The 12,438-nt window shown below is 66.9% G+C and carries 13 protein-coding genes and 1 pseudogene; 9 read left to right on the top strand and 5 right to left on the bottom strand.

The annotated features are described in order from the left end of the window. Positions 1 to 184: 184 nt before the first annotated feature. The 4 genes from pyrH to K789_RS0104465 all read left to right on the top strand — a co-directional run bounded on the left by pyrH (position 185) and on the right by K789_RS0104465 (position 3,172). Positions 185 to 922 carry a UMP kinase gene (pyrH, locus tag K789_RS0104480; RefSeq protein WP_024365709.1) on the top strand — a complete coding sequence of 246 codons (738 nt, stop codon included), beginning with the start codon at positions 185 to 187 and terminating at the stop codon, positions 920 to 922. A 112-nt stretch (positions 923 to 1,034) separates the two neighbouring features. Continuing rightward, a complete protein-coding gene (frr, locus tag K789_RS0104475) occupies positions 1,035 to 1,592 on the top strand; it encodes a ribosome recycling factor (RefSeq protein WP_024365708.1) in 558 nt (185 codons plus the stop codon). Then, positions 1,592 to 2,512: a phosphatidate cytidylyltransferase gene (locus K789_RS0104470; RefSeq protein ID WP_024365707.1), complete on the top strand. Its 921-nt coding sequence runs from the start codon at positions 1,592 to 1,594 to the stop codon at positions 2,510 to 2,512. The genes frr and K789_RS0104470 overlap by 1 nt, the downstream gene beginning before the upstream one ends. 81 nt (positions 2,513 to 2,593) lie before the next feature. After that, positions 2,594 to 3,172, top strand: a complete 579-nt coding sequence (locus K789_RS0104465) for a DivIVA domain-containing protein (RefSeq protein WP_024365706.1) — start codon at positions 2,594 to 2,596, stop codon at positions 3,170 to 3,172. Positions 3,173 to 3,177: 5 nt separating this feature from the next. Here K789_RS0104465 and K789_RS0104460 read toward each other — a convergent pair whose 3' ends face one another. From K789_RS0104460 to K789_RS0104445, 4 genes are read right to left on the bottom strand one after another with little or no spacing between them, the layout of a single operon-like run. After that, a complete protein-coding gene (locus K789_RS0104460) occupies positions 3,178 to 4,644 on the bottom strand; it encodes a cation acetate symporter (RefSeq protein ID WP_024365705.1) in 1,467 nt (488 codons plus the stop codon). Between the two features lie 7 nt (positions 4,645 to 4,651). Beyond that, the gene (locus K789_RS0104455) at positions 4,652 to 5,044 is read right to left on the bottom strand and encodes a membrane protein (RefSeq protein WP_024365704.1); all 393 of its coding nucleotides are present in this window, start codon (positions 5,042 to 5,044) and stop codon (positions 4,652 to 4,654) included. Further along, positions 5,041 to 5,760, bottom strand: a complete 720-nt coding sequence (locus K789_RS0104450) for a LytR/AlgR family response regulator transcription factor (RefSeq protein ID WP_024365703.1) — start codon at positions 5,758 to 5,760, stop codon at positions 5,041 to 5,043. The genes K789_RS0104455 and K789_RS0104450 overlap by 4 nt, the downstream gene beginning before the upstream one ends. A gap of 34 nt (positions 5,761 to 5,794) precedes the next feature. After that, complete coding sequence (locus tag K789_RS0104445; protein WP_024365702.1) at positions 5,795 to 7,012, bottom strand: sensor histidine kinase; 1,218 nt, start codon at positions 7,010 to 7,012, stop codon at positions 5,795 to 5,797. Positions 7,013 to 7,241: 229 nt separating this feature from the next. On the opposite strand from K789_RS0104445, the gene K789_RS0104440 reads away from it, so the two are divergent. Both K789_RS0104440 and K789_RS0104435 read left to right on the top strand, forming a co-directional pair. Beyond that, on the top strand, positions 7,242 to 7,622 hold the full coding sequence (locus tag K789_RS0104440) for a DUF485 domain-containing protein (RefSeq protein WP_024365701.1): 381 nt from the start codon (positions 7,242 to 7,244) through the stop codon (positions 7,620 to 7,622). Further along, positions 7,619 to 9,235, top strand: coding sequence for a cation acetate symporter (locus K789_RS0104435; RefSeq protein ID WP_024365700.1), 1,617 nt, complete (start codon positions 7,619 to 7,621; stop codon positions 9,233 to 9,235). Before K789_RS0104440 ends, K789_RS0104435 begins: the two co-directional genes overlap by 4 nt. Positions 9,236 to 9,317: 82 nt before the next feature. Here the strand turns inward: K789_RS0104435 and K789_RS0104430 are convergent, their stop codons facing one another. Beyond that, positions 9,318 to 9,791, bottom strand: coding sequence for an Lrp/AsnC family transcriptional regulator (locus K789_RS0104430; protein WP_024365699.1), 474 nt, complete (start codon positions 9,789 to 9,791; stop codon positions 9,318 to 9,320). 195 nt (positions 9,792 to 9,986) lie between these two features. On the opposite strand from K789_RS0104430, the pseudogene pdhA reads away from it, so the two are divergent. The 3 genes and pseudogenes from pdhA to K789_RS0104415 form a co-directional block, all read left to right on the top strand. After that, positions 9,987 to 11,163, top strand: a pseudogene (pdhA, locus tag K789_RS22295) (pyruvate dehydrogenase (acetyl-transferring) E1 component subunit alpha). Further along, positions 11,163 to 12,173 (top strand): alpha-ketoacid dehydrogenase subunit beta, encoded by a 1,011-nt coding sequence (locus K789_RS0104420; protein ID WP_024365698.1) that lies wholly within the window; start codon positions 11,163 to 11,165, stop codon positions 12,171 to 12,173. The pseudogene pdhA and the gene K789_RS0104420 overlap by 1 nt, the downstream one beginning before the upstream one ends. After that, positions 12,170 to 12,438 (top strand): biotin/lipoyl-containing protein (locus tag K789_RS0104415; RefSeq protein ID WP_029704486.1); only part of this gene is annotated, 269 nt, incomplete at its 3' end. The genes K789_RS0104420 and K789_RS0104415, both read left to right, overlap by 4 nt.

Here is a 12,438-nt window from a genome sequence, read left to right as displayed (position 1 = left end):
ACGCTGAGGGGGTGGTCACTGCGGTGGCCGCCCCTTTTGCATGCACGCAGCGCATGCCCCGGGACCCGCTCCCGGGGGCATGCGCCCGGGAAATACTTCCGGGGCAGAACCGGGTCCGGGCGGAATCACGCCTTTGGTCCCCGGCACGATAACCTAGCTCAGAGTTCACCAACGGGAAGGCACCATGGAAACCGTCACCACTTCAGCCCAGCCAAAGAAGAGCCGGCGCCGAGTCCTGTTGAAGCTTTCCGGCGAGGTCTTCGGCGGCGGGAAGCTCGGCGTTGACCCGGATACCGTCCGCGGCGTGGCCAAGCAGATCGCCGCAGCAGTTCCCGACGTCGAGGTTGCGATCGTCGTCGGCGGCGGGAACTTCTTCCGTGGCGCCGAACTGTCCCAGAGCGGCATGGACCGGTCCCGCGCCGACTACATGGGCATGCTCGGCACGGTCATGAACTGCCTGGCCCTCCAGGACTTCCTGGAACAGGCCGGCGTCGAAACCCGGGTCCAGAGTGCCATCACCATGGGCCAGGTCGCGGAGGCGTACATTCCGCGCCGCGCCATCCGGCACATGGAAAAGGGCCGCGTTGTCATCTTCGGCGCCGGAGCCGGCTTGCCGTACTTCTCCACCGACACCGTGGCCGCCCAGCGCGCCATGGAGGTCCACGCCGACGTCGTCCTGATGGCGAAGAGCGGCGTCGACGGCGTCTACACCGCAGACCCGAAGAAGGACCCCACCGCCGAGAAACTGCACCGCCTCAGCTACGACGACGCCCTTCGCCGCGACATCCGGGTGATGGACCAGACCGCGATGACCATGTGCAAGGACAACAACCTCACCATGGTCGTGTTCGGGATGGAAGGCGAAGGCAACGTCACCCGCGCCATTCGGGGCGAGGACCTGGGCACCATCGTCACCCCCTAGCAACGGCTAGGATGTTTTCAGGACAGTTCCGCACCCCGCAGGATGGGGCCAGCAGCGGGAACACAACAGCACCCCGCCAGTGGNCGGGTGCACCAATTTCTGAGGAGAGATCGTGATCGAAGAAACCTTGCTCGAAGCCGGGGAAAAGATGGACAAGGCGGTTGAAGTAGCCAAGGAAGACTTCGCCTCGATCCGGACCGGCCGCGCCAACCCGGGCCTCTACAACAAGGTCCTGGTGGACTACTACGGTTCTCCCACGCCGTTGCAGCAGTTGGCGTCGTTCGCCATTCCGGACGCCCGCACCATCCTGATCACGCCGTTCGACAAGACCGCCCTGCGCGACATCGAACGGGCCCTGAGCGACTCCGAGGTGGGAGCCAACCCCTCCAACGACGGCAGCGTCATCCGGATCACCATCCCGGATCTCACGCAGGAGCGCCGCAAGGAATACGTCAAGATCGTCAAGACCAAGGGCGAGGACGCCAAGGTGTCCATCCGCAACATCCGCCGCAAGGCCAAGGAAACCCTGGACAAGCTGGTCAAGGACGGCGAAGCCGGCGAGGACGAGGGCAGCCGTGGCGAAAAGGAACTTGACGCCATGACCAAGTCCCACGTCGACGGGATCGACGAGCTGCTCAAGCGCAAGGAAGCCGAGCTGCTCGAGGTCTAATGGCGCAGGAACAGGGGGACCCCGGGGCCGACGTCCGGGTGCGGCGGAAGCAGCGGAGGAACCCGACGCCGAAAGCCGGCAGGAATCTTCCCGCCGCCACTGCGGTGGGCCTTGGCATGCTCGTCTTTGTCCTTGGCGGACTGTTGTTCCTTCCGCTGGGGTTCGTGCTCATTGTCACCGCCTTCGCGGTCTTTGGCGTCTGGGAAGTCTTCCGGGCTCTGGAAACCTCTGGCACCAGGCTGCCGATCATTCCGGTCATGACCGGCACCGTCGCGATGCCCGCTTCCGCCTACTTCGGCGGCCTCGAGAGCCTCCTGTTCGCCATGATGCTCAGCAGCGTCGCGGCCCTGATCTGGCGTTCCCTCGAGGGCGCAGCCGGTTCCGCACGGAGCATCTTTGCCGGTGTCTTTACCCTGGCCTGGATCCCGTTCATGATCAGCTTCGCCGTGTTGCCGCTGCACACCCCGGTGGGTGAAACGCCGGTGGGACTGTGGCCCGACGGCGTTGTTCCCCCGGGGGCGTGGCAGATCGCCACCCTCCTGCTGCTGGTGGTCGCCAACGACACTTTCGGGTACCTCGTCGGCGCCTCGCTCGGCAAGCACCCGATGGCGCCGAAGATCAGTCCGAAAAAGAGCTGGGAAGGCTTTGCCGGGTCCATGGCCGGTGCCACCGTGGTCGGGGTGCTCGCCGCCATCTTCCTGCTGGAGAAGCCCTGGTGGTTCGGCGTGGCGTTGGCCGTGGGCATGGTCGCCGCAGCCACCGCCGGAGACCTCTCCGAATCCATGGTGAAGCGCGAACTCGGGATCAAGGACATGAGCAGCATCCTGCCCGGGCACGGCGGGGTTATGGACCGGCTGGACTCGATCGTCTTCGCCTCCCCGGTGGCATTCATCCTCTGCTCACTCTTTGCCGGCGCGTGAGGCACCCCCTCTTCCACCCTCCGGCCCCTAGAATGGTGCCGGGCAAACCAGCCGAACGGCATTGAAGGAAACAAAGTTACAGTGGACATTCAACGGCAGATTCCTGCTTCCTTTGACCGCGTGCAGCGGAACCAGTACGGCTACAACGCCAAGCAGGTCGACCAGTTCATGCAGCGCGCACGCGTCTCCTTCGAATCGCCCCAGTCCGCCGGCCGCCCGGTCAAAAGCGCGGACGTCAGGGCAGTCTCCTTCGACCCCGTCAAAGGCGGCTATGCAGCGGCCGGCGTCGATGCGGCCCTGGACCGGCTCGAGGACGCCCTCGCCCTGCGGGAACGCGACGAGCTCGTCGCCGAACGGGGCGAGGAAGCATGGCTCCGCGAGATCGGCCGGCTCGCCGGCCTGCTCCGCGGACGGCTGCACCGCCCCGACGGCCAGCGCTTCCGGCGCCCTGCCAAGGCCAAAGCCCGCAGCTACAACACCACGGACGTGGATGACCTCTGCCACGAGCTGATCGGCTACCTCGAAGAGGACAAGCCGCTGAGCGTGGACAATGTCCGCCGCGCGGTCTTCCGCCCCGCCGTCGGCAAGGACGGCTACGAGGAAAACCAGGTTGACGCCTTCCTGGACCGGGTCGTTGAACTCATGGCCGCCATCGACTGACCGCCTTAGCGCTCGGTGACGAGCGGCCGTTCCGGGGTGTGCAGCCGCGTCATGAGCCGGGTGATGGTCCGCGGCACGCGCGTCCGGGTGGCCCGGGAGACCAGGACCATCACGGCAAACGCGGCCGGCACCGTCCAGGCCGCCGGCTGTGCCAGCCACGGGGGGCTTTCACCGGCACCCAGGACAGCCCCGGCCGCCATCGCCCCGCCGCACAACACGGCCCCCGTCGCCATGCCGGCGATCGCCCCGGCATCGGTCAGCCCGCGCCACCAGATGCCCAGCAGAAGCACCGGGCAGAGCGTGGACGCGGTAAAGGCAAACACCATCCCCACGCTGCCTGCCAGCGCCAGCGAACCCGTCATGGACGCTATTCCCAGCGGCACCACCGCCGAGATCACGGCCGCCCGCCGGAAGCCTTTCACGCTGCCGCCGAAGAGGTCCTGGCTGATCACCCCGGCGAGCGAGACCACCAGACCGGAGGTCGTGGACAGGAACGCGGCAAACGCCCCGGCCACCACCAGGGCGGACAGCAGGTCCCCGGCCATCCCGCCCACCAGCTCCCCGGGAAGCAACAGCACCAGTGCATCGGCCTGCCCGCTCTGCGCCAGCCCGGGGGCGAACATCCGGCCGATCAGTCCGTACGCCGTCGGGAACAGGTAGAACACCGACAGCAGGCCCAGGACGATCAGGGTGGTCCGGCGGGCCGACTGCCCGTCCGGGTTCGTGTAGAAGCGCACCAGCACGTGCGGCAGCCCGAGCGTCCCGAACAGCAGTGCCACCAGGAGGGAAATGTTCTGGTACAGCCCGGCCGGAGCCGCACCCGTCGGGTTCACGGACGATTCCGCCACCGCCGGCGTTCCGGAGTCCGACAGGACCAAGACGATGAAGAGGATCGGGACGGCCAGCGCTGTCAGTTTCAGCCAGTACTGGAACGCCTGGACGAAGGTAATGGACCGCATGCCGCCCGCCACCACGGTGACGCAGACGACGGCGACCACCGCCACCATCCCCACCCACGCCGGCAGCCCGGTGGTGATCCGGATGGCCAGCGCCGCGCCGTGCAGTTGCGGAACGATGTAGAGCCAGCCGACCATCACCACGATAATGCTCGTGACGCTGCGGACCACCCGGGAGTCGAGCCGCGCTTCGGTGAAGTCGGGGATGGTGTAGGCGCCGGAGCGCCGGAGCGGGGCGGCAACGAACAGCAGCAGCATCAGGTAACCGGCCGTGTACCCCACCGGGAACCACAGGGCGTCCGTGCCGGAGAGCAGGATGAGCCCGGCGACGCCGAGGAAGCTCGCCGCCGAAAGATACTCGCCGCCGATCGCCGAGGCGTTCCACCAGGGCCGGACCGTCCGGGAAGCCACATAGAAATCCCCGGTCGTGCGCGAGATCCGCAGCCCGTAGAAGCCGATGACGGCAGTGGCCAGCGAGACGGCGGCGAACGCCGCGATGCCGACAACCGGGTTCACGGGCGCCTCACTTGTCCCCGACGAGATCCCGGTAACGGGCCTCGTTCCGCGCCGCCGTGCGGATGTACAGCCAGGCGCTGAGCCCGATCACCGGATAGATCCCGGCGCCCAGCAGGACCCAGTCGAAGGGCAGGCCCACAATCGTTGACTCCGCGAGCCCGGGCACCAGACCCAGCATAAGCGGGAACGCGACCAGGATCAGCAGGAATCCAACGGCCACCACCACCGCCAGCCGCAGCTGCGAGCGGATCAGCGAGCGGACAAACACCTGGCCGGCGTCGGACTCCTCCGCGGCGTCGCGCGAGTCGGCAGCCGACCGAACGGCCGGGAGCACGGCGCTTCCCGGCGTGGTGCTGTCTGCCTTCACGCTGCGCGGCGCGGTGACGCGGACGCGGGTCATGCCTGCGGCCGGATCCGGGTCGCCTCGAGCTTCTCCCGCACGGAGGGCAGGTGCCGCCGGCTGATGGGCAGTTCGGCCCCCGCCACAGTGACGCTGGGCCGGGCGGCGGCAAGTTTCATGTGGCTGACATGGTTCAGCGCGATGAGGTAGGAACGGTGGATGCGGAGGAACCCGGCCTCGGCCCATTGCTGTTCCAGGTCGGCCAGCGGGACCCGGATGAGATAGCTTGCGTCCGCCGTGTGCAGCCGGGCGTAGTCGCCCTGGGCCTGGACGTAGGTGACGTCTTCGCGGCGGATCATCTTCGTGGTGCCGCCGAGGTCCACGGTGATCATTTCCGGCCGCGGGGCGCCGTCCTTGAGCAGCTCGCTGATCCTGCCGATCGACTTGGCCAGCCGTTCGGCGCGGACGGGTTTCAGCAGATAGTCCACGGCGGCCAGTTCGAAGGCTTCCAGGGCGCAGTCCTCGTCGGCCGTGACGAACACGACCGCGGGAGGCTTGCTGCTGCGTGCGATGACGCGGGCAATGTCGAGGCCGGAGAGCGCGGGCATGTGGATGTCGAGGAAGACGGCGTCGACACCCCCGGCCTCGAGGGCGCGCAGGGCCTCGGCCCCGGAGGACGCGCGGTGGATGGTGCCGATCCGGTCATCCCGACCGAGCAGGAAGGCCAGTTCCTCAACAGCGGGCAGCTCGTCGTCGGCGACGAGGACGTTAATCATGGTTCAAGACTACTGCCGCGGGCATTTGACCCGGTCAGGCATCGTGGCGGGGCTGCGATTTGGGGACCCGCATCGTGATCAGGGTGCCTTCCCCGGGCGCTGTCTCGATCACCAGTCCGTTGTCGTCGCCGTAGACCTGCCGCAGCCGCGCGTCGACGTTGCGCAGCCCGACATGGTCGCCGTCGCCGTGTCCGGCGAGGACTGCCCGCAGCTGTTCCGGATCCATGCCGACGCCGTCGTCCTCGATTCTCACCTCGGCGAACGCTCCGGAGTCGTTGGCCGTGATGGAGATGTGTCCGGGACCCTCCTTGGCCTCGAGGCCGTGCCGGACCGCGTTTTCCACCAGCGGCTGCAGGCTCAGGAAGGGAATGACGGTGCTGAGCACCTCCGGGGCGATCCGCAGGCTCACCTGGACGCGGTCGCCGAACCGGGCGCGTTCCAGCAGCAGGTAGCGGTCGATGCAGCGCAGTTCTTCGGCCAGGGTCGTGAAGTCACCGTGCCGGCGGAAGGAGTAGCGGGTGAAGTCGGCGAACTCCACCACAAGTTCCCGGGCCCGGACGGGGTCCGTGTTGATGAAGGATGCGATCGCGTTCAGCGAGTTGTAGATGAAGTGCGGACTGATCTGGGCCCGGAGCGCGCGCACCTCGGCCTCCATCAGGAGGGTGCGGGACGCGTCGAGTTCGGCCAGCTCCACCTGCGCCGCCACCCAGTCGGCTACCTCGCTGGTGGCCCGGACCAGCCCGGCGCCCGCCGCCGGGGCAAAGGCGGCCACGACGCCCACCACCCGGGTCCCGGCCTTGATCGGCGCGATCACCGCGGCGCGTTCCACGTCCGGGCGGGTCGCCACGGAGCTCTTCGCCCCGGCGAGTTCCTGCACTTCGCCGGCCGGGATGACGGCGGTGTGGCCGCCGTCGAGCACCCCGGACGCGAGCTCCATCAGCAGCGGTTTAAGCTCTTCCCCGGCGCCGTCCCAGGCGAGGACGCCGGTGGTGTCGGTGATGGCCAGCGCGTCGCAGCCCAGCAGGCTGCGCAGCTGCCGGCTGGCCTTGGCGGCGCCGGCAGGATTAAGCCCGGTGCGCAGGTGCTGGCCGGCGCGCGAGGCCGCGTGCAGCGTTTTGTAGGTGGCCCGTTCCGCGTCGGTGCCGAGCTCCCGGAACGAGCGGAGCACCTTGAGCCCGACGGCGACGACGACGGCGATCGCCGCCGCGATCACGGCGATGGCGGCGGCGATGAACAGGGGAGAGTCGGGCATGGGCCCAGCGTATCGCGGCACCTGCCCGGCCGGGGCCGACGGGGCTCCCGGCGGTCCTGCGGGCACCGTTGAGCGCAGCATCCCGACCGTTGAGCGACGCAGGGTACGGCGATTGTGGATTGTAAGGCGCATCACGGGAGACAGTGATTGCAGTCACATTGGCCGGAGGGCTGTTCGGAGCAGGCCAGGGCAGCCGGTGTGGACTCAAATCTCTCAATGAGGAGGAACGATGGGTCACGAAGCCCAAGAAACGGACGCTACGGCGGCCGTGGACTTCAAGGAAGTCCAGTCGACGCCGCGGTTCCAGGAACTGCGCAAGCGTCACCGCAGCTTTGTCTTTCCGATGGCCATTGCATTCCTGCTCTGGTACTTCGCTTATGTCCTGCTGGCCGATTACGCGGTGGATTTCATGTCCACCAAGGTCTGGGGCAACATCAACGTTGGCCTGATCATGGGCCTGCTTCAGTTCGTGACCACGTTTGCCATCACCGGCTGGTACGTCAGCTACTCGAACCGGAAGCTTGACCCGATCGCAGCGGAAATCCGCCACGAAATCGAAGGCCACGAATTCGATAAGCACGGCAACCAGATCACCGGGGTAGAAAAATGACGCTTATGGTTCCCGCAGTCAACGTTGCGGATCTCAAGGACACCACCCTGCTGAACATGGGCATCTTCGCCCTGTTCGTGGCGATCACCATGGTCATCGTGGTCAAGGCAAGCAAGAACAACAAGACGGCCGCCGACTACTACGCCGCCGGACGGTCCTTCACCGGATCCCAGAACGGCACCGCCATCGCAGGCGACTACCTGTCGGCGGCCTCGTTCCTGGGGATCACCGGCGCCATTGCCATCAACGGCTACGACGGCTTTATGTACTCCATCGGCTTCCTGGTCGCCTGGCTCGTTGCCCTGTTGCTGGTGGCCGAACTGCTCCGCAACACCGGCAAGTTCACCATGGCCGATGTGCTCTCCTTCCGGCTCAAGCAGCGGCCCGTGCGCATCGCGGCGGCCATCTCCACCCTTGTGGTCTGCTTCTTCTACCTCCTGGCCCAGATGGCCGGAGCCGGCACCCTGATCTCCCTGCTCCTGGGCATCAGCGACTGGGGCGGACAGGCGCTGGTCATCGTCGTCGTTGGCGCCCTGATGATCATGTATGTACTGATCGGCGGCATGAAGGGCACTACCTGGGTCCAGATCATCAAGGCCGTGCTCCTGATTGCCGGTGCCGCTGTGATGACCCTCTGGGTCCTCGCCATCTTCGGCTTCAACCTCTCCGCACTGCTGGGCGGCGCGGTGGAAACCTCGGGCAACCCGAACCTCCTGAACCCGGGCCTGCAGTACGGCAAGACTGAAACCTCCAAGATCGACTTCATGTCCCTGGCCCTGGCCCTCGTGCTTGGCACCGCGGCCCTGCCCCACGTACTGATGCGCTTCTACACGGTTCCGACCGCCAAGGAAGCCCGCAAGTCCGTGGTCTGGTCCATCTGGCTGATCGGCGTGTTCTACCTGTTCACCCTGGTCCTGGGCTTCGGCGCTGCGGCCCTGGTGGGCGCGGACACCATCAAGGCCGCCCCGGGCGGCGTCAACTCCGCCGCACCGCTGCTGGCCTTCCACCTCGGTGGCCCGCTGTTGCTCGGCTTCATCTCGGCCGTGGCCTTCGCCACCATCCTGGCCGTCGTCGCCGGCCTCACCATCACGGCGGCGGCGTCGTTTGCCCACGACATCTATGCCAGCGTCATCGCCAAGGGCAAGGCCGACGCCGCCACCGAGGTTAAGGTGGCGCGGCGCACCGTGGTCGTCATCGGCCTGCTGGCCATTGTGGGCGGCATCTTCGCCAACGGCCAGAACGTGGCGTTCCTCGTGGCGCTCGCCTTCGCCGTGGCGGCCTCGGCCAACCTGCCCACCATCGTGTACTCGCTGTTCTGGCGCAAGTTCACCACCCAGGGCGCCATCTGGAGCATGTACGGCGGCCTGGGCTCGGCAATCATCCTGATCGCCCTGTCCCCGGTGGTCTCGGGTGCCAAGACGTCCATGATCCCGGGCGCCAACTTCGCGATCTTCCCGCTCAGCAACCCCGGCATCGTCTCCATCCCGCTCGCGTTCCTGCTGGGCTGGCTCGGTTCGGTGTTGGACAAGAAGCTGGAAGACACCACCAAGCAAGCCGAAATGGAAGTCCGCTCCCTCACGGGTGTGGGCGCCGAGAAGGCCACCGACCACTAGGCATCAACCGCCGGTGATTACCGCCGGCTGACAGAGCGCAGGAGCCCCGTGCAGACGCACGGGGCTCCTGCGCTCTTGGGCGTTAACCTTCGGCGGAGCCGCGTTCCAGCAGCGGCTGGATCCGGAACGGGATCATTTCACTCATGGCCAGGGCCGTATCCGTCCGGTCCACGCCGTCGCAGGCAAGAATCTTGCCGTTGATCCGGAACAGGTCCTCGGCGTCGAGCGCCACCACGCGGAGCAGCAGGTCCGCCGAGCCGGTGAGGCCGTAGCCCTCCAGGATCTCCGGGATATCGGCCAACTCCACTGCCAGCTTGCCGAGCTTTTGCTGCTGGACGTGCACCGAGATGAAGGCCATCAGCGGGTAGCCCAGCGAGGCCGGATTAATACGGCGCTCAAAGGACAGGAAGACGTGTTTTTTCTCCAGCTGCGCCATCCGGGCCTGCACGGTATTCCGGGACAAACCCAGCTTCTGGGCCAGCGCAACCACGGTCCGCCGGGGGTCCCCGGCCATGGCCGAAAGTAGGCGGGTGTCGGTGCCATCCAAGGGTTGCATAATGCGCAAGATTAGCACGGTCCGGCGGCTCCAAACGGTGCAGAGTGCTCAACTTATTCAGAGGTGGTTGTACCCATTGGGCATTGTGAGTAGGGTCACAACTATCCGGGGCAACGGCGCCCGGGCGGCTGGCGCGCACCGGGATCACGAGTCCTGGGAGTTCCGGTCAGACGACGTCAGAAGGTGCGGACAACTGTGTTTACCGACGACGCGGGCAAGGGCGGCATTTCCGCCGGGGGCCCCGGAAACAGTGCAGACTCAAACAGGCGGTCGGGCGGGGATCTCGTCCAACTCATCACCCCCGGGGGTGAACGCGTAAGCCATCCGGAGTTCGACCCCTGGGTCCAGGACGTCAGTGACGAACAACTTGGTGCGCTGTACGAGGACATGGTGGTCATCCGCCGGATCGATGCCGAGGCCACGGCCCTGCAGCGGCAGGGTGAACTGGCCCTCTGGCCGCCGCTCCTGGGCCAGGAAGCCTCCCAGATCGGCNGCCCGGGCCCTCCGCGACGACGACTTCGTCTTCCCCAGCTACCGCGACAACGGCGTCGCCTACTGCCGCGGGGTCAACCCGGAGGACATTGTCAAAGCATGGCGGGGCAACGCGCTGGCCGGCTGGGACCCCTACACGGTCAACGTCGCCACCCAGCAGATCATCATCGGCGCCCAGACCCTGCACGCCACCGGCTACGCGATGGGAATCCAGAACGACGGCGCCGACTCGGTCGCCGTGGCCTACTTCGGTGACGGCGCCACGAGCGAGGGCGATGTCAATGAGGCCCTGGTGTTCGCCGCCAGCTTCCAGTCCCCAGTGGTCTTCTTCTGCCAGAACAACCACTGGGCCATTTCCGAGCCCGTCCGGCTGCAGTCCCACATCCAGATCGCGGACCGCGCGGCCGGCTTCGGCATCCCCAGCATGCGGGTGGACGGCAATGACGTCCTGGCCGTGATGGCGGCAACCCGCATCGCGACCGACCGTGCACGCCGCGGCGGCGGCCCCACCTTCATCGAGGCCGTCACCTACCGGATGGGTCCGCACACGACGGCGGATGACCCCACCCGTTACCGCGACGCGAACGAGCTCGAGGACTGGGCCGCGAAGGACCCGATCGCCCGGCTGAAGTCACTGCTCGAACGCAAGGGACTGCTCACGGAGGAACTCGAAGCCGCCGTCGCAGCCAAGGCCGACGCCGTCGCCAAGGCCCTGCGGGCCGGCACCATCAACATGCCCGAGCCGGCGCCGATGGACATCTTCAAGCACGTCTACAGCACCCCCCATTCCCCGCTGGACCGCCAGCAGGACCACTATTCCCGCTACCTGGCTTCCTTCGGCGATCCCGCAGAAGCCGCTTCTGAAGAAGGTGCACGCTGATGACGCAGATGACCTTTGCCCGAGCCATCAATTCGGGCCTGCGCAAGTCCCTCGAGAACGATCCCAAGGTGATCCTCATGGGCGAGGACATCGGCGCCCTCGGCGGCGTCTTCCGCGTCACCGACGGACTGCAAAAGGACTTCGGCAAGCACCGCGTTGTGGACACGCCGCTGGCCGAGTCCGGCATCATGGGCACCGCCGTCGGCCTGGCCTACCGCGGGTACCGCCCGGTGGTGGAGATCCAGTTCGACGGTTTCATCTACCCGGCGTTCGACCAGATCGTCAGCCAGGTCGCCAAGATGCACTACCGCACCCAGGGTGCGGTCAAGATGCCCATCACCATCCGCGTGCCCTTCGGCGGCGGCATCGGCTCCCCGGAGCACCACTCCGAATCACCCGAGGCATACTTCACCCACACCTCGGGACTGCGCGTGATCTCCGTCTCCAATCCGCAGGACGCGCACACCATGATCCAGCAGGCCATCGCCTCGGACGATCCGGTCCTCTACTTCGAACCCAAGCGCCGCTACCACGACAAAGGCGAGGTGGACGAGACCCTGGACCTCAGCGCCGCCCTGTCGATGGAGAAGGCCCGCGTGGTGACCGAAGGCACGGACGTCACGCTCGTGGCCTACGGCCCGCTCGTCAAGACCGCCAAGGACGCTGCCCTGGCTGCGGCCGACGAGGGTGTGTCGGTCGAGGTCATCGACCTGCGCTCGCTCGCCCCGCTGGACTTCGCGACCCTGGAAGCCTCGGTCCGGAAGACCGGCCGGCTCGTCATCACGCATGAAGCCTCCCAGACCGGCGGCATCGGCGCCGAGGTTGCCGCCAGCATCACCGAACGCTGCTTCTACCACCTCGAGGCCGCCCCGGTCCGGGTCACCGGCTTCGACGTCCCGTACCCGTACTCGAAGCTTGAAATGCACCACCTGCCGGGCCTGGACCGGATCCTCGACGGCGTCGACCGCGCGCTGGGCCGCCCCAACTCCCTGAGCGGGCTGGAAGGATGAGTGCCACCATGATCAAGGAATTCAGGTTGCCGGACCTCGGTGAAGGTCTCACTGAATCGGAAATTGTCGCGTGGAAGGTCGCGGTGGGGGATACCGTCGCGCTCAACCAGATCATCGCGGAGGTCGAAACCGCGAAGGCCGTCGTCGAGCTCCCCTCGCCGTTCGCCGGCGTCATCACCGCGCTGCACGAACAGCCCGGCACCGTGGTCGAGGTCGGCAAACCGATCGTCTCCTTCGAAGTAGAGGGCGACGACGGCGGTTCCGG

Origin of the sequence: Arthrobacter sp. TB 26, assembly GCF_000427315.1 — a bacterium.
Lineage (GTDB): Bacteria > Actinomycetota > Actinomycetes > Actinomycetales > Micrococcaceae > Arthrobacter.
Note: the sequence above shows the minus strand (reverse complement) of the source record. Positions and strands in the feature narration are given on the sequence as shown.